The sequence below is a fragment of the Streptomyces gilvus genome, assembly GCF_022513565.1.
Lineage (GTDB): Bacteria > Actinomycetota > Actinomycetes > Streptomycetales > Streptomycetaceae > Streptomyces > Streptomyces gilvus.
On record NZ_JAKWBE010000013.1, the window covers coordinates 14406 to 32678 of the forward strand.

Annotated in this window: 14 protein-coding genes; 10 read left to right on the forward strand and 4 right to left on the reverse strand. The window is 71.8% G+C overall.

Annotation, left to right across the window (positions count from 1 at the left end; genetic code table 11):
- Window positions 1-116: 116 nt before the first annotated feature.
- From MKW14_RS20780 to MKW14_RS20790, 3 genes are all read right to left on the reverse strand, one after another.
- Window positions 117-1829 carry an ABC transporter ATP-binding protein gene (locus MKW14_RS20780; RefSeq protein ID WP_240864417.1) on the reverse strand — a complete coding sequence of 571 codons (1713 nt, stop codon included), beginning with the start codon at window positions 1827-1829 and terminating at the stop codon, window positions 117-119.
- 141 nt (window positions 1830-1970) lie between these two features.
- Window positions 1971-3830 (reverse strand): ABC transporter ATP-binding protein, encoded by a 1860-nt coding sequence (locus tag MKW14_RS20785; RefSeq protein WP_240864419.1) that lies wholly within the window; start codon window positions 3828-3830, stop codon window positions 1971-1973.
- Window positions 3827-5608, reverse strand: a complete 1782-nt coding sequence (locus tag MKW14_RS20790) for an ABC transporter ATP-binding protein (RefSeq protein ID WP_240864421.1) — start codon at window positions 5606-5608, stop codon at window positions 3827-3829. The genes MKW14_RS20785 and MKW14_RS20790 overlap by 4 nt, the downstream gene beginning before the upstream one ends.
- A gap of 182 nt (window positions 5609-5790) precedes the next feature.
- Here MKW14_RS20790 and MKW14_RS20795 point away from each other — a divergent pair, with 182 nt between their 5' ends.
- The 4 genes from MKW14_RS20795 to MKW14_RS20810 are packed head-to-tail and all read left to right on the forward strand — an operon-like array spanning window position 5791 to window position 9364.
- A complete protein-coding gene (locus tag MKW14_RS20795) occupies window positions 5791-6708 on the forward strand; it encodes an ABC transporter ATP-binding protein (protein WP_240864423.1) in 918 nt (305 codons plus the stop codon).
- Window positions 6705-7439 carry an ABC transporter permease gene (locus MKW14_RS20800; RefSeq protein ID WP_240864425.1) on the forward strand — a complete coding sequence of 245 codons (735 nt, stop codon included), beginning with the start codon at window positions 6705-6707 and terminating at the stop codon, window positions 7437-7439. Before MKW14_RS20795 ends, MKW14_RS20800 begins: the two co-directional genes overlap by 4 nt.
- Before the next feature lie 25 nt (window positions 7440-7464).
- On the forward strand, window positions 7465-8733 hold the full coding sequence (locus MKW14_RS20805) for a sensor histidine kinase (RefSeq protein WP_240864428.1): 1269 nt from the start codon (window positions 7465-7467) through the stop codon (window positions 8731-8733).
- A complete protein-coding gene (locus tag MKW14_RS20810) occupies window positions 8723-9364 on the forward strand; it encodes a response regulator (protein ID WP_240864429.1) in 642 nt (213 codons plus the stop codon). Before MKW14_RS20805 ends, MKW14_RS20810 begins: the two co-directional genes overlap by 11 nt.
- A gap of 26 nt (window positions 9365-9390) precedes the next feature.
- Here the strand turns inward: MKW14_RS20810 and glgX are convergent, their stop codons facing one another.
- Complete coding sequence (gene glgX / locus MKW14_RS20815; protein WP_240864431.1) at window positions 9391-11625, reverse strand: glycogen debranching protein GlgX; 2235 nt, start codon at window positions 11623-11625, stop codon at window positions 9391-9393.
- Window positions 11626-11776: 151 nt separating this feature from the next.
- On the opposite strand from glgX, the gene MKW14_RS20820 reads away from it, so the two are divergent.
- The 6 genes from MKW14_RS20820 (at window position 11777) to MKW14_RS20845 (ending at window position 18273) form a co-directional block, all read left to right on the forward strand.
- Window positions 11777-12982, forward strand: a complete 1206-nt coding sequence (locus MKW14_RS20820) for a L,D-transpeptidase (RefSeq protein WP_240864433.1) — start codon at window positions 11777-11779, stop codon at window positions 12980-12982.
- A 123-nt stretch (window positions 12983-13105) separates the two neighbouring features.
- Window positions 13106-14374, forward strand: coding sequence for a L,D-transpeptidase (locus MKW14_RS20825; RefSeq protein WP_374116582.1), 1269 nt, complete (start codon window positions 13106-13108; stop codon window positions 14372-14374).
- A 76-nt stretch (window positions 14375-14450) separates the two neighbouring features.
- Complete coding sequence (locus tag MKW14_RS20830; RefSeq protein WP_240864437.1) at window positions 14451-15218, forward strand: enoyl-CoA hydratase/isomerase family protein; 768 nt, start codon at window positions 14451-14453, stop codon at window positions 15216-15218.
- Between the two features lie 264 nt (window positions 15219-15482).
- Window positions 15483-15986, forward strand: a complete 504-nt coding sequence (locus tag MKW14_RS20835) for an ATP-binding protein (RefSeq protein ID WP_240864439.1) — start codon at window positions 15483-15485, stop codon at window positions 15984-15986.
- Window positions 15987-16270: 284 nt separating this feature from the next.
- Window positions 16271-17068 carry a polysaccharide deacetylase family protein gene (locus MKW14_RS20840; RefSeq protein WP_240864441.1) on the forward strand — a complete coding sequence of 266 codons (798 nt, stop codon included), beginning with the start codon at window positions 16271-16273 and terminating at the stop codon, window positions 17066-17068.
- Window positions 17069-17097: 29 nt separating this feature from the next.
- Entirely contained in the window at window positions 17098-18273 is a 1176-nt protein-coding gene (locus MKW14_RS20845) for a YncE family protein (RefSeq protein ID WP_240864443.1), read from the forward strand.

Here is an 18273-nt window from a genome sequence, read left to right on the forward strand (position 1 = left end):
TACGGGGAGTTTGGTGTCGGTTGTGTGCCGGGTGCGGGTGCGTGGGGGCTGGTCGCGCCCCGCGGCGGAGCCGCTGGTTGATACAGCCCCGCGCCCCTGAGGGGGTTTCACATCCGTCATCTGAGAACGTCCTCGGAGTCTTCGTCCCGGGCCACCAGTGCTCGGTATTGCGGTTCGCCGTCCAGGAGTTCGCGGTGGGTTCCTGTTGCCTCGACCTTGTTGTCCACCAGGAAGTACACGACGTCCGCCCGGTCGAGGACCAGCGGGGACGTCGTCGTGACCAGGGTCGTACGGCCCTGTCTCGCCTCCCTCAGCCGTTCCGCGACCCGGGCCTCCGTGTGGGCGTCCAGGGCCGATGTCGGTTCTACGGCGAGGAGGATCTCGGGGGCGGTGAGCAGGGCGCGGGTCAGGCGGACGCGTTGGCGTTGGCCGCCGGAGAGGTTGCGGGCCTGGGCGTCGACGGGGGAGTCGAGGCCGTCGGGGAGGCCCTGGACGATGTCCTCCGCGACCGCCGCGTGGATGGCCCGTTCGATGTCCTGTTCACGGCGTTCCTGGCGTCCGGCGAGCAGGGACCGCAGGGGTTCCGCGAACAGGTCGGCCTCGTGGTCGGCGACCAGGATGTGCTCCCTGACCTGCTTCAGGGAGATCTCGTCGAGCGGGACGCCGCCCCAGGTCGCCGTGGAGGGCGTGTAGCGGCCGAGGCGGTCGACCACCGCGGCCGCGTCGGCCGGGCGGGCGCAGGCCAGGGCGATGAGGCGGCCCGGGGCCACCCGGACACCGGACTGCGGGTCGTGCAGCGCCGAGGGCTCGGCGGGCGCGTCGCGGGTGCCGGTGTCCGTCAGCGGCTCCAGGCGCAGGAACCGTACGACCCGGCGGGCCGACACCAGGCCCCGGCTGATCTGGTAGCCGCACTCGACCCAGAAGGCCACCGGGCCCACCAGGACCGCGACATAGCCGTAGACCGAGACCAACTCGCCGATGCTGATGGAGCCCTGGGCGGCGAGGCGGGCGGCGAGCCAGGTGACGACGGCGAGGAAGAGGGTGGGCAGGCCGACGCCGAGGGCCTGGACCCAGCTGGTGACCGCGCCGACCCGGTAGCCCTGGCGGCGCAGGCGCTGTGAGTCGCGCCGGAAGGCGTCCGCGAACAAGCCCTTGCCGCCGAGGCCGTTGAGGACGCGCAGTCCGCCCGCGAGGTCGGCGATACGGGCCGTGAGGACGCCCTGCCGCTCCCGGTACTCCGTCTCGGCGCCCTGCAGCCGGGCGAGCAACGGTCCGACCAGGACGACGATGAGGGGGAGGCCGAGCAGGACGACCGCCGCGATGAGGGGCGAGACGGCGAGCAGCAGGCCGGCCACGACCAGGTACGCCACGACGGCGCCGACCCCGGGCCCGACCACGGTGAGCGACTGGCTGATCGTCTGGACGTCGCCCACCCCGATGGTGACGACCTCGCCGGCCCCCACCCGGCGGTGCAGCGCGGCCCCCAGGCGGACCGCCTGTCCCACGATCACTTTCACGGTGCGGAAGTTGGCGTCCATCCGCACCCGGGTCATCGTGCGGTGGCGCATGATGCTCAGCCAGGCGTTGAACGCCCCGACCGCGAACAGGGCCGCCGTCCAGCGGGCGAGGGCCGGGTAGTCGCCGGGCTCCAGGCCCTGGTCGATCGCCCGGGAGAGGAGGTACGGCGTGGCGGCCAGCAGCACCATCCAGACGCTGCCGAGCACGGCCCCGGCGAGCGAGCGGCCGGGCTGGCAGCGCACCAGCCAGAGCAGATAGCGGGCGCCGCCGCGACAGTCGGGCTCGCCCGGCTCCTCGTACGCGTCGATCATGCTTCCCCGATCCCGGATCCGCGATCCCCGATCTCCGATCCCCGATCCGCGGATTCCTCGTGCACCGGCGGAGTTGGAGGTTACCGACGGTGAGGACGGGTTGCCCATCGAATTAATCCCCGGTCCGGGGCAGTGCGGTTCTCACGCCAGGCTGTCGCGCCAGGCCCGGTGCAGGTCGGCGAACCGGCCCGTGCCGGCGATGAGGTCGGCCGGGGTGCCGTCCTCGACGATCCGGCCGTGCTCCATGACCAGGACCCGGTCCGCGATCTCCACCGTCGACAGCCGGTGCGCGATCACCACGGCCGTACGGCCGCGCAGCACGGTCAGCATGGCGCGCTGCACGGCCCGTTCGCCCGGGATGTCGAGGGAGCTGGTCGCCTCGTCGAGGATGAGCACGGCCGGGTCGGCGAGCAGGGCCCGGGCGAAGGCGACCAGTTGGCGCTGGCCGGCCGAGATGCGCCCGCCGCGCTTGCGTACGTCGGTGTCGTAGCCGTCGGGCAGGGAGCTGATGAACTCGTGCGCGCCGATCGCCTTCGCGGCCCGCTCGATCTCCTCCCGCGTCGCGTCCGGCCGCCCGATGGCGATGTTCTCGGCGACCGTGCCGGAGAACAGGAACGCCTCCTGCGTCACCATCACCACCCCGCGCCGCAGTTCGGGCACGGCCAGGTCGCGCAGGTCGACGCCGTCCAGGAGCACCCGGCCGTCGGAGGGGTCGTAGAAGCGGGCGAGCAGCTTGGCCAGCGTCGACTTGCCGGCGCCCGTCGAGCCGACGACGGCGACCGTCTGCCCGGCGGGGAGGGTCAGGTCGAAGCGGGGCAGGACCTCGCCGCCGGTGCGGTAGCCGAAGCGGACGCCGTCGAAGACGACCTCGCGGCCCGGGTGTTCGCTCTTCAGCGGCGGCAGTTCCCGGGGCTCGGACGGGGCGGGGACGGACGGGGTCTGGGCGAGCAGCCCGGCGATCTTCTCCAGGGAGGCGGCCGCCGACTGGTAGGAGTTCAGGAACATGCCGAGCCGGTCGATCGGGTCGTACAGGCGGCGCAGATAGAGCACCGCCGCGGCCAGCACGCCGAGTTCGAGCGAGCCGCCCGCGACCCGGTAGGCGCCCCACAGCACGATCACCGCGACCGCCGTGTTGGCGACCAGGCGGGAGCCGATCACATAGCGGGCCATCTCCAGCAGGGCGTCGCCGTTGACCCGTTCGTGCCGCCGGTTGAGCACCCGGAAGTCGGCGTCGTTGGCGTCCTCGCGGCGGAACGCGCGCACCGGGCGGATGCCGTTCATCGTCTCGACGAACTTCACGATGACGGCGGCGATGGCGGTGGAGCGCAGCCGGTACACCCGCACCGCACGCCGCCGGTAGACCCGTACGAGCAGATACAGCGGCACGAAGGACGCCACCGCGACCGCGCCGAGGCCGAGGTCCAGCCAGAGCAGCATCGCCGAGATGTAGACGAACGACAGGACGACCGTCACCAGCTCCTGCAGACCCTCGTTCAGCAGCTCCCGCAGCGACTCGACGTCCGTGGTGGAGCGGGAGATGAGACGGCCGCTCGTGTAGCGCTCGTGGAAGTCGATGCTGAGCGCCTGGGCGTGACGGAAGATCCGGCCGCGCAGGTCGAGCAGCACGTCCTGGCTGACGCGGGTGGAGGCGATGACGAACGCGTACTGCAGCCCGCCGGAGACCAGCGCGCACAGCAGGTACCCGGCGCCGACCGCGATCAGCGGACCGTGGTCGTCGCGCCGGAACGCCGGTACGGCGCTGTCGATCGCGTACGCCACCAGCAGCGGGCCCGCCTGCACCGCCGCCTGCTGGAGCAGCAGCAGGAAGCTGGTGAAGGCGACCCGGGCCCTCATGGGCGCGAGCAGGGAGCGCAGCAGCGCGCGGGTGGCGCCCGGGGGCGTGGGCAGGACGTCCCGGTCGAAGGGGTCGTCGGCGTCCTTGGGGCGGGGCAGGTCCGGTTCGTCGTCGGCCGTCGGGACGGACGTCGTCGGGGCCGTCATCGCTCGTCCTCCGCTTCCTCGGTGCCGGACATCAGATGGGCGTACTCGGCGTTGGTGCGCAGCAGTTCGTGATGGGTGCCGACGGCGGTGATGCGGCCGCCGGAGAGCAGGGCGACCCGGTCGGCGAGCAGGACGGTGGAGGGGCGGTGGGCCACGATCAGGGCGGTGGTGTCGGCGAGGACGTCCCGCAGGGCGGCCTCCACGGCGGCTTCCGTGTGCACGTCCAGCGCGGACAGCGGGTCGTCCAGGACCAGGAACCTGGGTCTGCCGACGACCGCCCGCGCGAGCGCCAGCCGCTGCCGCTGGCCGCCGGAGAGGCTGAGGCCCTGCTCGCCGACCTGGGTGTCGGTGCCCTGCGGGAGGGCGTGCGCGAAGTCGGCCTGCGCCACGGCGAGGGCGCGGTTCAGCTCGGCGTCCCCCGCGCTGTCGCCCGCGCCCATGAGGACGTTCTCGCCGACGCTCGCCGAGAAGAGCGTGGGCTCCTCGAAGGCCATGGCGACCTGGGCGCGCAGTTCCTCGCGGGACATGGCGGCGATGTCCGCGCCGTCCAGGGTGATGCGGCCGGACGTCACCTCGTGCAGGCGGGGGACGAGCGCGGTGAGGGTCGTCTTGCCGCTCCCGGTGGCGCCGACGAGGGCCATGGACTCGCCGGGCCGGATGTGCAGGTCGACGTGGTCGAGGACGGGCGGGGAGTCGGGCGGCGCGTCGGGGTAGCGGAAGCGGACGTCGTGGAAGCGCAGTCCGCGTTCCCCGGAGGGCCGTGCGGTGGCGCCGGCGGCGGGGTCCTCCGGCGCCTCGTCCATCACCTCGAAGTACCGCTCGGTCGCCGTCGCCGCCTCCTGGCTCATCGCCAGCAGGAAGCCGATCGACTCCACCGGCCAGCGCAGCGCCAGGGCCGTCGACAGGAACGCGACCAGCGTCCCCGCGGTCAGCGAGCCGTCGGCGACCTGCACCGAACCCACCACCAGCGCCGCGCCGATGGCGACCTCGGGCAGGGTGACGACGACCGCCCAGATCGTCGCCAGCAGCCCCGCCTTGCGCAGCTCCGTCCCCCGCAGGGTCCGCGCCAGCTCCCGGAACGCCCGTGCCTGGCTGCGGTGCCGGCCGAACCCCTTGATGATGCGGATGCCGAGCACGCTCTCCTCGACGACCGTCGTCAGATCGCCGACCTGGTCCTGCGCGAGCCGCGCCACATGCGCGTACCGCTTCTCGAAGATCACGCACATGACCATCACGGGCACGGCCGGACCGAGGATCACCAGCCCCAGCGTCCAGTCCTGGAGCACCATGATGACCACGCCGATGAGAATGGTCACGGCGTTGACCAGCAGGAACGTCAGCGGGAAGGCCAGGAACATGCGCAGCAGCATCAGGTCCGTGGTGCCCCGCGACAGCAACTGGCCCGAGGCCCAGCGGTCGTGGAAGGCCACCGGCAGCCGCTGCAGATGCCGGTACAGATCCGCCCGCATGCCCGCCTCGACGCTCGACAGCGGGCGGGCCACCAGCCAGCGCCGCAGCCCGAACAGCACCGCCTCCCCGACGCCGAGCAGCAGCAGGTACAGCGCCCCCAGCCACACGCCGGCCGGGTCCCGGTCGGCGACCGGACCGTCCACCATCCACTTCAGGACCAGCGGGATGACCAGACCCACACAGGAGGCGAGGATCGCCACGACGGCGGCGGTCAGCAGCCGCGCCCGCACGGGCCGGACATAGGGCCACAGACGCAGCAGGGTGCGTACGGCCGATCGGTCCTTGGTGGTTGCACGTGTCGTGGGCATCAAGGCGAGCCTACGGACCGGCACTGACAACGCCCACCGAGTTTTGGCCGGACCGGTCTCGGCCGCTGGTCCTACGACCTGCGCGTTCGAGGGGTCGTACAGCGGCATCAACCGATCGGTTGATGCGCCTTCGAGCGCGACGGCCGATGTGGCGGCGGGCCGCCCACCGCGAACCTGCTGCCATGTCCGTCATCGAAGTCAGCGAACTGCGCAAGTCCTACGGCGGCCGGCCCGTCGTCGACGGCGTCTCCTTCGCCGTCGAGGAGGGCGAGATCTTCGGGATCCTCGGCCCGAACGGCGCCGGCAAGACCACCACCGTCGAGTGCGTCGAGGGGCTGCGCGTCCCCGACGGCGGCCGCGTCCGCGTCACCGGCCTCGACCCCGTCGCCGAGCACGCGCGCGTGGCCCGCGTGCTCGGCGCCCAGCTGCAGCAGAGCGAGCTGCAGCCCAAGCTCACCGTCCGCGAGGCACTGCGGCTGTACGCCTCCTTCTATCCGCACCCGCTCGACTGGGCGCCGCTCGCCGAGCGGCTGGGCCTCACCCCGAAGCTCTCCACCCGGTTCGGCAAGCTGTCGGGCGGTCAGAAGCAACGCCTGTTCATCGCCCTGGCGTTGGTCGGCAACCCGCGCGTCGTCGTCCTCGACGAACTCACCACCGGCCTGGACCCCAGGGCCCGCCGGGACACCTGGCAGCTCATCGAGGACGTCCGGGCGAGCGGGGTGACCGTCCTGCTGGTCACCCACTTCATGGAGGAGGCACAGCGGCTGTGCGACCGGATCGCCGTCATCGACCAGGGACGGGTGGCCGCCCTGGACACCCCCGCCGGTCTGATCCGCCGCTCGGCGGGCGCCACCGTCATCAGCTTCACCCCGTCCGCACCACTGGACGACGCCGACCTCCAGGCCCTCCCCGCGCTCGCGTCCGTCGAGCACAAGGACGGCCGGATCACGCTGGCCGGCACCGACGAGACGGTCAACGCCGTCATCACCCTCCTCGCCCGCCACCGCGTCACCGCCCACCAGCTCCGCGTCGTGGACGCCACGCTCGACGACGCCTTCCTCGACCTGACGAAGGCCGACACGAAGGAGACAGCGTCATGAGCACCGCCGTACTGCGCACCGAGGTCCGGCTCTTCGGCCGCGAACCCGGCGCCGTCTTCTGGATCCTGCTCTTCCCCACCCTGCTGCTGGTGATCCTCGGCTCGATCCCCGGGTTCCGGGAGCACCAGAGCGACCTCGGCGGACTGCGCACCATCGACGTCTACGTCCCGGTGGCCGTCCTGCTCGGTCTGATCGTCGGGGGCCTGCAGTCCATGCCGCAGACCCTCACCGGCTACCGGGAGCGCGGGATCCTGCGCCGGATGGCCACCACACCGGTCCGCCCGTCCGCCCTGCTGTCCGCGCAGATGGTGGTGTACGGCGCCGCCGCCCTCGCGTCGGCGCTGCTCGCCCTCGCGGTCGGCCGGCTCGGCTTCGACGTACGCCTGCCGAAGCAGCCGCTCGGATACGGCCTCGCGCTCGTCCTCGCCGTACTGGCCGCCCTCGCCCTCGGATCGGTGGTGTCCGCGCTGTCCCGCACGACGAAGATCGCCGGAGCGATCGGATCGGCCGTGTTCTTCCCCGCGATGTTCTGCGCCGGGGTCTGGCTGCCGGTGCAGTCCATGCCGCGTCTGATGGGCAGGATCGTCGGGTACACCCCCTTCGGCGCGGCGGCGCAGGCGCTGAACCGGGCGGCCGCCGGGCACTGGCCGGGGTGGGGCCACCTGGGAGTGCTGGTGGTGTGGATCCTGCTGCTGACCGGCGCCGCCGGCCGCTGGTTCCGCTGGGAGTAGGGACGGGGCCGTGCAGACTGGGGACATGACGGCGAGGGACCGGCAAATCGAGCGGCGCTGGGACCAACTGCACACCTGGGGGCCCTACGCCCTGCTCGCCACCGGTCTCGCTCCCGCGATCGCCATGGCCGACCCGGAGGCCCATCCGGCCAAGTGGTACACCGGCTGGGCCCTGGTCGGCTGCGCGGTCGTCCTCCAGCTGCTGTGGCACGGACACCGGCTGCGCCGGCCCGACCCGGCCCGCACCCCGTCCCGGCTCGGCACGGTGTACTACGTGGTCCGGTGGGCCCTCGCCTTCGCCCTGACCTGGCTCAACCCGTTCTTCGCCTTCTACGCCGCCAGCGGCTACATGGACGCCGACGAGACGATCCCGGGCAGCAGGTGGCAGCGGCTCGGTCTGTTCGCGAGCGCGATCACGGTGGCCGCGGCGCAGACCGGCGGGATGCCGTTCACCAGCGGGCTCCAGTGGCTGGTGTTCGCCGCGCTCCTGGCCTTCAACTCCGGACTGCAGATGGTGGTCGCCCACCTCACCACGGAGGAGACCCGGCGCTCCCACGAGCGCAAGGAGACCATCGCCGAACTCGAGCGCACCAACGCCGCCCTGCAGCAGGCGCTCGACGAGAACGCCGCCCTGCACGCCCAACTCCTCGTGCAGGCACGGGAAGCGGGCGTCGCCGACGAACGCCGGCGGCTCGCCGCCGAGATCCACGACACCATCGCCCAGGGCCTGACCGGCATCATCGCCCAGCTCCAGGTCGTCGCCAACACCCCCGAACGGGAGCCGGCCCGCCGACACCTGGACCGCGCCATGGAACTGGCCCGGCACAGCCTCGGCGAGGCCCGCCGCTCCGTGCACAACCTCGCCCCGGTCGCCCTGGAGAACGACGGCCTGCCCGAAGCGCTCAAGAAGACCGTCGCCGAATGGGGCGAACGGACCGGGGTGCGCGCCGAGTTCACCGTCACCGGCACCGCCGAACAGCTCCACGAGGAGGTCTCCGCCACCCTGCTGCGGATCGTCCAGGAGGCCCTGTCCAACGCCGCCCGGCACGCCCGCGCCACCCGGGTCGGCGTCACCCTCTCCTTCCTCGGCGAGGAGGTCATCCTCGACATCCGCGACGACGGCACCGGCTTCGAGCCGCTCACCGTCCCCGCCCGCACCAGCACCGGCGGCTTCGGCCTCGACGGCATGCGGGCCCGCGCCGAACGCATCGCCGGCACGCTCACCGTGGAGTCCGAGCCGGGGCACGGCACGGCGCTGTCGGCTCGCGTACCGTTGGTCCGCCATGACCAGTGACCTCGTGACCCTGCTGATCGTCGACGACCACCCGGTCGTGCGCGACGGCCTGCGCGGCATGTTCGAGTCCGCGCCCGGCTTCACCGTCCTCGGCGAGGCCTCGGGCGGGGTCGAGGCCGTGGACCGCGTGGCCGAACTCGACCCGGACGTCGTCCTGATGGACCTGCGCATGCCGGCCGGCGGGGGAGTGGACGCCATCCGCGAGCTGACCCGGCGCGGCGCCCGCGCCAGGATCCTGGTCCTGACGACGTACGACACCGACTCCGACACCCTGCCCGCGATCGAGGCCGGCGCCACCGGCTACCTCCTCAAGGACGCCCCCCGCGACGAGCTGTTCAGCGCCGTCCGGGCGGCGGCGGACGGCCGTACCGTCCTGTCCCCGGCCGTCGCCTCCCGCCTGGTCTCCGCCGTCCGCGCCCCCGGCAACGAACCCCTCTCCATCCGCGAGCGCGAGGTCCTCGCCCTGGTCGCCCGGGGCACCTCCAACCGGGAGATCGCCCGCGAACTGTTCATCAGCGAGGCGACCGTGAAGACCCATCTCACCCACCTGTACACCAAGTTGGGCGTCAGCGACCGCGCGGCGGCGGTGGCCACCGCGTACCAGCGGGGCATCCTCGGCCAGTCCGGGTAGGGCCTCAACCCAGTCCGGGCAGGGCCTCAGCCCACCACCCGCAACAGCAACACCGCCCGCGCCGGCACCGTCACCACCGTGCCCGCCCGGTGCTCCACCCCCGGCTCCTCCGCCTGCGACTCCCTCGACGTGTCGACGACCACCTCGTACCGCTCCGCCCACGGCGGACCCGGCAGCTGGAAGGCGACGGGACGGTCGCCGGCGTGCAGCACGGCGAGGAAGCTGTCGTCGAGGACGGGGTCGCCGTGTTCGTCGCGGCCCGGGATGTCCCGGCCGGAGAGGTACATACCGAGCGTGCCGGCGGGCGCGTACCAGTCGCGTTCGGTCATCTCCGTGCCGCGGGAGGTGAACCAGGCCAGGTCGCGCAGTCCGTCCGCGGAGTGGGCGCGGCCCGAGAAGAAGGCGCGGCGGCGCAGCACCGGATGCCGGTGGCGCAGGGCGATCAGCCGGGAGGTGAGGTCGAACAGCGCCCGCCAGCCGGGCTGTTGCAGCAACTCCCAGTCCAGCCAGCTGATTTCGTTGTCCTGGCAGTAGGCGTTGTTGTTGCCCCGCTGCGTGCGGCCGAGTTCGTCGCCGGCGACCAGCATCGGCACGCCCGTCGACAGCAGCAGGGTGGTCAGCAGATTGCGCAGCTGACGGCGCCTGAGCCCCCGGACCCGCTCGTCGTCCGTCTCGCCCTCCGCCCCGCAGTTCCACGCCCGGTTGTCGTCGGTGCCGTCCCGGTTGCCCTCGCCGTTGGCCTCGTTGTGCTTGCGTTCGTACGACACCAGGTCGCGCAGGGTGAAGCCGTCGTGCGCGGTGACGAAGTTGACGGAGGCGTAGGGGCGGCGCCCGCCCCAGGCGTACAGGTCGCTGGAGCCCGACAGCCGGTAGCCCAGGTCCCGTACGTCCGGCAGCGCGCCCCGCCAGAAGTCCCGCACGGCGTTGCGGTAACGGTCGTTCCACTCCGTCCACAGCGAGGGGAAGGCGCCGACCTGGTAGCCGCCCGAGCCCACGTCCCACGGCTCGGCGATCAGCTTCACCCGCCTGAGCACCGGGTCCTGCGCGATCACCGCGAGGAACGGCGACAGCATGTCGACGTCGTGCATGGAGCGGGCCAGCGCGGCCGCCAGGTCGAAGCGGAAGCCGTCGACGCCCATCTCGGTGACCCAGTAGCGCAGGGAGTCGGTGATCAGGCGCAGGACGTGCGGCTGGACCACGTGCAGGGTGTTGCCGCAGCCCGTGTAGTCGGCGTAGCGCCGCGCGTCCGACTGGAGCCGGTAGTAGCCGCGGTTGTCGATGCCCTTCAGGGAGAGCGTCGGGCCCAGCTCGCCCGCCTCCGCCGTGTGGTTGTAGACGACGTCCAGGATCACCTCGATGCCGGCCGCGTGCAGCGCGCGCACCATCCGCTTGAACTCGCCGACCTGCTGCCCCGTCGTGCCGGAGGCGGCGTACGCGGCGTGCGGGGCGAAGTAGCCGATGGAGTTGTAGCCCCAGTAGTTCCTCAGCCCCCGGCGCAGCAGGTGGTCCTCGTGGGCGAACTGGTGGACGGGGAGCAGCTCGACCGCCGTGACGCCCAGCTTCACCAGGTGCTCGACCGCCGCCGGATGCGCGAGACCGGCGTACGTGCCGCGCAGCTCCTCCGGGATGCCGGGGTGCAGCTTGGTGAAGCCCCTCACGTGCAGTTCGTAGATGACGGAGTCCGCCCACGGGGTCTTGGGCCGGCGGTCGTCCGACCAGTCGTCGTCGTCGTGGACGACGACGCCCTTGGGGACGTACGGCGCCGAGTCCCGGTCGTCGCGGACGGTGTCGGCGACATGCTGCTGCGGCCAGTCACGGACGTGCCCGTACACCTCGGGCGGCAGGCCGAAGTCGCCGTCCACCGCGCGGGCGTACGGGTCGAGCAGCAGCTTCGCCGGGTTCCAGCGGCCGCCGGTCCACGGGTCCCAGCGGCCGTGCACCCGGTAGCCGTACCGCTGCCCCGGCATGACCCCCGGCACGAAGCCGTGCCAGATCTCGTGCGTGAGTTCGGTCAGCCGAGCCCGGGTCTCCTTGCCGCCCTCGTCGAACAGGCACAGCTCCACCGCCTCCGCCCCGCCGGCCCACAGCGCGAAGTTGGTCCCCGCCACCCCGTCCGGACCGACCCGGAACCTGGCCCCCAGCGGCGTCGGCGCACCCGGCCGCACCGGCACCGCGGGCACCCTGCGCGGTGCCCCGTTCACGGCGGCGGCCGGAGCGGCGCGCTCCTCCGTCACCGCCTCCTGCTCGGCTGCGCTGGACACCAGACCGCCTCCCACGGCTCCCGGAACGACCTGGCAGGAGCGCACGGCGTCCCGGCCGCGGCTCCCCTTCGCGTCGCCCTCCCCACAGTTCTGCCCAGACCTTGCCTCGCACTCACGTTTCCCCGGGGCGTGCCTGATCGTTGGGGAGTCCGTGAGGCATGCACACAGGCGCGCGCGGCGCGCGGGGGCCGCGCTGGCCGCCGTACTGACATGGGCAGGACTGCTGGCCGGCTGCACTTCGCACGGCGGCGGTATCGACGAGGTGTTCGGCAAACCCCCGGCCCCCGAGGACGTCATCCGCGTCACCCCCGACGACGGCAGCAAGGACGTACGCCCCGACCGGCGGCTGGTGGTCCGGGTGCCCAGCGGGCGTCTTGAGTCGGTGAAGGTCGTCAGGTCCCAGGACGCGCAGGACACCGACGTCCCCGGCCGCGTCTCCGACGACGGACTGCGCTGGGAGCCGACCGACCCGCGTCTCGCGCTGGCCGCCAAGTACACCGTCGACGCGGTCGCACTGGACGGCCACGGACGCAGATCCGCGCGGCACACGACCTTCACCACCTACGTCCCCGACGAACGGTTCGTCGGGTACGTCACCCCCGAGAACCGGGCGGTCGTCGGCACCGGGATGATCGTCTCCCTGGGGTTCAACCGGGAGATCGACAACCGCGAGGCCGTCGAGCGGGCGATCCGGGTCACCGCCCGCCCACCCGTCGAGATCCGCCCGCACTGGTTCGGCAAGGACCGCCTCGACTTCCGCCCCGAGCACTACTGGAAGCCCGGCACCCGGGTCACCGTCGATCTGCGGCTGCGGGACGTCGAGGGGGCGCGGGGCGTCTACGGCATCCAGTACAAGACGTTCTCCTTCACCGTCGGCCGCAGCCAGGTCTCCCTGGTCGACGCGGCCCGGCACACCATGGAGGTACGGCGGGACGGCGCGCTGCTGGCGACCGTGCCCATCACGGCCGGCTCGCCCGAGCACACCACCTACAACGGGAAGATGGTGGTGATGGAGATGCTCGAGGTCACCCGCATGAACAGCCGCACGGTCGGCTTCGGCGGCGAGTACGACATCCCGGACGTCCCGCACGCCATGCGCCTGACCGACTCCGGCACCTTCGTCCACGGCAACTACTGGGCGCCGGACGCCCCCGGACACGTCAACGTCAGCCACGGCTGCGTGGGGCTCAGGGACGTCAAGGGCGGCGGCTCCGACACCCCCGCCGGCTGGTTCTTCGACCGCAGTCTCGTCGGGGACGTCGTCGAGGTCGTCCACAGCAATGACAAAAAGGTCGCTCCCGACAACGGACTCGGCGGGTGGAACATGGGGTGGAAGGAGTGGAAAGCGGGCAGTTGATGTTGCGACAGAACGGTGACCTTCAGCTGACACGAATCTCAAAACCCTGCGGTTAATATGCGCCAATGCGCTCGCCTGGCGCACAGGGGAGGGGCCTGACCAGGCCCGGGAGGGGAGAACCAGTTGAACGTGCGACCGATATCGGGGGCGTCGGGGGACGCACACGGGAGCCGAGCGCGTCAGCGGGGCAGCCGGAGGGGCAAGGGGGTGCCGGCGCTGATACTCGGCGCCCTGCTGTTCACCGTCACCGCGTGCGGAGGGGGCGGCTCGGGCTCCGGGTCCGGTTCCGGTGACGGCAAGGGCAAGGGCGCGGACAGCGCGCAGAGCAAGCAGTCCGAGGCCGTCGTCGCCATCGCCCCCAAGGACGGCGCGAGCTCCGTCGACACCAGCGGCGCCCTCAAGGTCACGGCGAGCAAGGGCAGGTTGACGCAGGTCGAGGTCAAGGACGCCAAGGGCGAGGCGATATCCGGGTCCATCACCGACGGGGGCGCCTCCTGGACGCCGGCCACGCATCTGGCGGCGTCCACCAAGTACACCGTGCACGCGGTCGCCAAGGACTCCGAGGGCCGGCAGGCCGCCGAGGACTCCAGCTTCACCACGCTCACTCCGAAGAACACCTTCATCGGCAGCTTCACCCCCGAGGACGGCTCCACGGTCGGCGTCGGGATGCCGTTCTCGATCCGCTTCACCCGGGGCATCACGCACCCCGAGGACGTCGAGAAGGCCATCAGCATCAAGACCGAGCCGGCCGTCGACGTCGAGGGCCACTGGTTCGGCAACGACCGCCTCGACTTCCGGCCCGAGCAGTACTGGAAGTCCGGCACCAAGGTCACCGTCAGCCTGAACCTCGACGGCGTGGAAGGCCGTCCGGGGGTCTACGGCAAGCAGGCCAAGACCGTGAAGTTCACCATCGGCCGCAACCAGGTCTCGATCGTGGACGCCAAGAAGCACACCATGAAGGTGATGCGCGACGGCAAGGTCTTCAAGACCCTGCCCGTCACCACCGGCAAGCCCGGCTACGACACCTGGAACGGCCAGATGGTCATCAGCGAGAAGCTCCGGGTGACCCGTATGAACGGCGACACGGTCGGCTACGGCGGCGAGTACGACATCAAGGACGTCCCGGACGCCATGCGCCTGACCGACTCCGGCACCTTCGCCCACGGCAACTACTGGGGCGGCGGCGCCTTCGGCAACTACAACGCCAGCCACGGCTGCATCGGCCTGCGCGACGAGCGCGGCGGCTACGACCGCGGTCTGCCGGGCGCCTGGTTCTTCGACCACTCCCTCGTCGGGGACGTGGTCACGGTGAAGAACTCCGACGACAGGACGGTCGACCCGGCCAACGGCCTCAACGGCTGGAACATGTCCTGGAGCGACTGGAAGAAGTAGACGACCGCCGACGTACGGCCCCGGTGTGAGCTACGGCACCGGGGCCGATGTCGTTAGCGCACGTTAACCTGCCCTCATGACCGTGAATCTCGAAGTCGCCGAAGGCGTCGGCACCGTCCGGCTCGACCGGCCGCCCATGAACGCCCTGGACGTCGCCACGCAGGACCGGCTCAAGGAGCTCGCCGAGGAGGCGACCCGGCGTGCGGACGTCCGGGCCGTGATCGTCTACGGCGGGGAGAAGGTGTTCGCCGCGGGCGCGGACATCAAGGAGATGCAGAACATGGACCACACGGCGATGGTCCTGCGCGCCCGCGCCCTGCAGGACTCGTTCACGGCGGTCGCCCGCATCCCCAAGCCGGTGGTCGCGGCGATCACGGGCTACGCCCTCGGCGGCGGCTGCGAGCTCGCCCTGTGCGCCGACTACCGGATCGCCGCGGACAACGCCAAGCTCGGCCAGCCGGAGATCCTGCTCGGCCTGATCCCCGGCGCCGGCGGCACCCAGCGGCTGTCCCGGCTGATCGGCCCGTCCAGGGCCAAGGACCTGATCTTCACCGGCCGGATGGTCAAGGCGGACGAGGCGCTGACCCTGGGCCTGGTGGACCGCGTCGTCCCGGCCGACGAGGTGTACTCCGCCGCGCACGCGTGGGCGGCGAGGCTGGCGCAGGGCCCGGCGCTCGCGCTGCGGGCCGCGAAGGAGGCGGTGGACACCGGTCTGGAGACGGACATCGAGACCGGACTCGCGGTCGAACGGAACTGGTTCGCGGGCCTGTTCGCCACCGAGGACCGGGAGCGGGGCATGCGCAGCTTCGTGGAGGAGGGGCCCGGCAAGGCGAAGTTCCTCTGAACCCCTTGCAATTGACGCGGTGTCTGATCCGGGGTCCCTCGTTGGGGCGGTTTATGGGAGCCTTAAGGCAACCTTAAGTCTGCCTTGCCGAGGGGCCCCGTCGATTGCCTTCAGCAGAGCCTTCGCCGCAGGTCAGACAGGCTGTTGAGGCCGCCGAACTGCCTCTGGCATATGCCGATCGACGGGTTCGGAATGACAGGCTCCGGGGGGTGTATTCCTTCGGAACGGCCCCGGAGAGCCCCGTGGGCGGCCATGATGGGGGGCATGGCGGGGCTGGAGGGCATCGAACAGCCGCGGGGACAGGGCCGTGCGACCGCGGCGCGCTGGTCGCCTGCGGTCGAGGACGAACGAGCGCTCAAGGCGCTGGAGTTGTTCGGCAACCCGACCGAGGCCGAGGTCCCCCTGCCGTCCCGCCCCGAGTCCGCCGCCACCGCCCGCCGGCTCGCCCAGGTCGTGGTGCTCCGGCACTGGGGGCTCACCCCGAAGATGACCGAGGACGCGGTCCTGCTGGTCTCGGAGCTCGTCGGCAACGCCGTCCGGCACACCGGCGCCCGGGTGTTCGGCCTGCGCATGCGGCGCCGCCGGGGCTGGATCCGCATCGAGGTCCGCGACCCCTCCCGGGGGCTGCCCTGTCTGATGCCGGTTCAGGACATGGACATCAGCGGCCGGGGCCTGTTCCTGGTCGACAAGCTCGCCGACCGCTGGGGCGTCGACCTGCTCCCCCGCGGCAAGACAACCTGGTTCGAAATGCGCGTCCCCGACCGCTAGGGCCCGTCTGACAGCTCCCGCCTGCCGCGCGACGCCTGCCGTGCGACGCCTGCCGTGCGACGCCTGGCACGCGCTCACCGAGATGGGGCGCCCTCAGTCGTGTTGCCGAACCGCCCACGTGGCCCTTGCCCGTGACGCCGCGCGGGCCGCCGGCGGGCGGACGACGGGAATTGTCAGACAGGCCCGGGGGCCGGGTGCGGTCCGGCGGGGGATTATGCTCGCCGCGAACCGGAAATCGTCCCCAATCGTGGCAATCAGCCGTTTTCTTACCTGACGCCCCTTAAATGGTGCGGGTGACCCCGACCGACCGCCGCACGGCCCTGCGCACGGGTGCCGGCCTCCTCGCCGCAGGCGCCCTCACCGCCGGATGTGCCACGCACGGCGCCGTCGCACATCCCGCGTCCGCCGCGTCGCCCACGACGTCCCCCGACCCCTCGGCCCGGGCCCCGGAAGCGGCCCCCGGCCCCCGCCGCTACCCGGGTGAGCCCGCCCAGCTCACCCACGGCCCCCGCACCCGCCCCCGGGTCGCCCTCACCTTCCACGGGCAGGGCGACCCCGCCATCGCCCACTCCCTGCTGACCGAGGCCGAGAAGCGCGGCGCGCACCTGACCGTGCTCGCCGTCGGCACCTGGCTGGACGAGCATCCGGACATCGCCCGCCGCATCCTCGACGGCGGCCACGACCTCGGCAATCACACCCAACGGCACCTGGCCATCGACACGATGTCCGAGGCCGAGGCCCGTACCGAGATCACCGCGTGCGCCGACCGCCTGCGGCACCTCACCGGCTCCATCGGCACCTGGTTCCGCCCCTCCCGCGCCCCGCAGGCCTCCCCCCTGGTCGCCCGTCTGGCCCGGGACGCCGGGTACCCGCACGTCCTGTCGTACGACGTCGACTCGCTCGACTACACGCGGCCCGGCGCCACCGCCATCACCCGGAAGGTGCTGGCCGAGGTGCGGGGCGGCTCCGTGGTGAGTATGCATTTCGGGTATCCGGACACGGTCGCCGCCCTCCCCGCCGTACTGGAAGGACTCGCCCACCGCGGTCTGGCCGCGGTGACCACCACGGAGTTGTTCAGTTGATGCAGCGCACCCGAACGCAACGCCCCCGAATGCAGCGCACCCGAATCGCCCACGCCCTCGTCGTGACCGTCGCCCTCGCCTCCCTTGCCGCCTGCAGTCAGGGCTCCAGCGGGCACAAGGACGAGGCGCTCGGCAGCAAGGCGCCCGTCGCCCCGGCGCAGCCCAAGGCCGTGCAGGGGCTGCCCGGCATGCCCCCGGTCCTCGACCCGAAGGACGTGTACGCCGCGGACCGCCCGAACCGGCTCTCCCCGGTCGTCCGGGACTTCCCGTCCCGGGTATACGTCCCCAACACCAACTCCAACACCGTCTCGGTCATCGACCCGAAGACGTACCAGGTCATCGAGACGATCCCGGTCGGCGTCCAGCCCCAGCACGTGGTGCCCTCCTGGGACATGAAGACGCTGTGGGTCAACAACGACCGCGGCAACACCCTCACCCCCATCGACCCGCGCACCGGCAAGGCGGGCAAGCCGGTCGACGTGCACGACCCGTACAACCTCTACTTCACGCCGAACGGCAAGTACGCCATCGTGATGGCCTCCCTCGACCGCCAGCTCGTCTTCCGCGACGCGCACACCATGGAGCGGGTGAAGACGGTCCCGGTCAGCTGCTACGGCGTCAACCACGCCGACTTCTCCGCCGACGGCCGCTACTTCATCGTCTCCTGCGAGTTCAGCGGCGAACTGCTGAAGGTCGACACCGAGAAGATGAAGGTGATCGGGCAGCAGAAGCTGCCGTTCCACGGCTCCATGCCGCAGGACGTCAAGATCTCGCCCGACGGCAAGCGGTTCTACATCGCCGACATGATGGCCGACGGCGTGTGGATCCTCGACGGCGACACCTTCGCCAAGCCGTCCCTCCTGCCCACCGGCAAGGGCGCCCACGGCCTCTACATCAGCCGCGACTCGCGCGAGATGTACATCTCCAACCGCGGCGAGGGCACCATCTCCGTCTTCGACTTCGCCGAGAACAGGCTCACCAAGAAGTGGCGTCTGCCGCACGGCGGCAGCCCCGACATGGGCGGCGTCTCCGCCGACGGCAAGGTGCTGTGGCTGTCCGGCCGCTACAACGCCGAGGTGTACGCCATCGACACGCGCACGGGCGAACAACTCGCCCGCATCAAGGTCGGCAGCGGCCCGCACGGCCTCGCGGTCTACCCCCAGCCGGGCCGCTACTCCCTCGGCCACACCGGCATCTTCCGCTGA